Origin of the sequence: Streptomyces europaeiscabiei, assembly GCF_001550375.1 — a bacterium.
Lineage (GTDB): Bacteria > Actinomycetota > Actinomycetes > Streptomycetales > Streptomycetaceae > Streptomyces > Streptomyces europaeiscabiei.
Genome location: NZ_LRTR01000652.1, coordinates 1 through 1,489, shown reverse-complemented (window position 1 = coordinate 1,489; position 1,489 = coordinate 1). Strand labels below are relative to the sequence as shown.

2 protein-coding genes are annotated in these 1,489 nt (G+C 73.5%); both read left to right on the top strand.

Annotated elements, in window-relative coordinates; all coding sequences use genetic code 11:
* Positions 1–599: enoyl-CoA hydratase/isomerase family protein (locus AWZ10_RS31700; protein WP_060892680.1), on the top strand; the 599-nt coding region annotated here is incomplete at its 5' end.
* A gap of 84 nt (positions 600–683) precedes the next feature.
* Complete coding sequence (locus tag AWZ10_RS31695) at positions 684–1,361, top strand: flavin reductase family protein (RefSeq protein WP_046709716.1); 678 nt, start codon at positions 684–686, stop codon at positions 1,359–1,361.
* Positions 1,362–1,489 lie beyond the last annotated feature (128 nt).

Genomic DNA, 1,489 nt, shown 5'->3' with positions numbered 1-1,489 from the left:
CGGGCGGCGGCGGATCGACCGGCGGCGGGGCGCGCGTGGCCGGTGACGTGGCGCGTGTGATCCGCCTCGGCGCCCAGCGGCTCATCGCGGCCGTCCTCGACTGCGAGAAGCCGGTGATCGCGGCGGTGAACGGTACGGCGGCCGGTATCGGCGCGCATCTCGCCCTCGCCTGCGACCTCGTACTGGCGGCCGAAGAGGCCCGTTTCATCGAGGTGTTCGTACGGCGCGGCCTCGTCCCCGACGGCGGGGGCGCCTATCTGCTCCCCCGCCTCGTCGGCCCCCACCGGGCGAAGGAGCTGATGTTCTTCGGCGACGCCCTGTCCGCCGCCGACGCGGAGCGCCTCGGCCTCGTCAACCGTGTCGTCGCCGCACCGGACCTGGAGAAGACGGCCCGCGAGTGGGCCGAACGTCTCGCAGCCGGCCCGACCCGCGCCCTGGCGCTGACCAAACACCTGGTCAACACCTCTCTCGACACCGACCGCGCCACCGCCTTCGCCGCCGAGGCCGCCGCGCAGGAGATCAACATGACGACGGCGGACGCCCAGGAGGGCGTGGCGAGCTTCGTGGAACGACGGACACCGCGCTACGAGGGCCGCTGACGACCGCGGGAGAACCGTTACGGGACCCCACTTCACTTCTGACGCTCCGTCAGCTCCAATGGTGATGTGATGGGACACGCTGGAATGGCAGCCACCGCCGTCCGCTATCTGAGGGCGGACCCGGCGGACAGAAGCCGTAGGACGACGCACCCGGAACCGGTCGTCGAAGCACTGCCGCGCCCCGAGCTGCGCTGCGTCGGCGAGGACGAGCGAGCGCCGGTGGACCAGGCCCAATTCCGGCGCGTACTGGGCAACTTCGCTACGGGCGTCACGGTGATCACCGCACCGCCGTCGACCCCGTCGGCCGACGACCCCGCCTCCACCGGGCACCTCACCGGACACCTCGACGGCATGCCCGCCGGCCGCCCCGCCGGTTTCGCCTGCCAGTCGTTCTCGTCCCTCTCGCTCGACCCGCCGCTGGTGGCGTTCATGGTCGGCCGTACGTCGACGACCTGGCCCCGGATCGCCCGCGCGGGCGTCTTCTGCGTGAACGTACTCGGCGCGGACCAGGGCGACCTGTGCCGGAGCTTCGCGGTGAGCGGCGCGGACAAGTTCGCCGGTGTCGCCCACACCCCGGCTCCCGCCACGGGCTCCCCCCGCCTCACCGGCGCCGCCGCCTGGATCGACTGCACGATCCACGCCGTCCACACCGGCGGCGACCACCTGATCGTGGTGGGCCGGGTGAAGGCGCTGGGCACGGACGACGATACGACTGGACCGCTGCTGTTCCACAGGGGGCGGTTCGGGCAGCTCAGGGCCTGACAGCAGGGTTGGGCACCACTCGTTCGAGTGCACGGGCCCGGCCATGGAGCGTGCACGGGCCCGGCCATGGAGCCCCCGGCCCCAGGCCCCCCCCCCCCCCCCCCCCCCCCCCCCCCCCCCCCCCCCCC

What these genes read in the sequence shown, in the direction of transcription:
- AWZ10_RS31695 (WP_046709716.1), top strand. Translation starts at nt 684, where the DNA reads ATGGCAGCCACCGCCGTCCGCTATCTGAGGGCGGACCCGGCGGACAGA.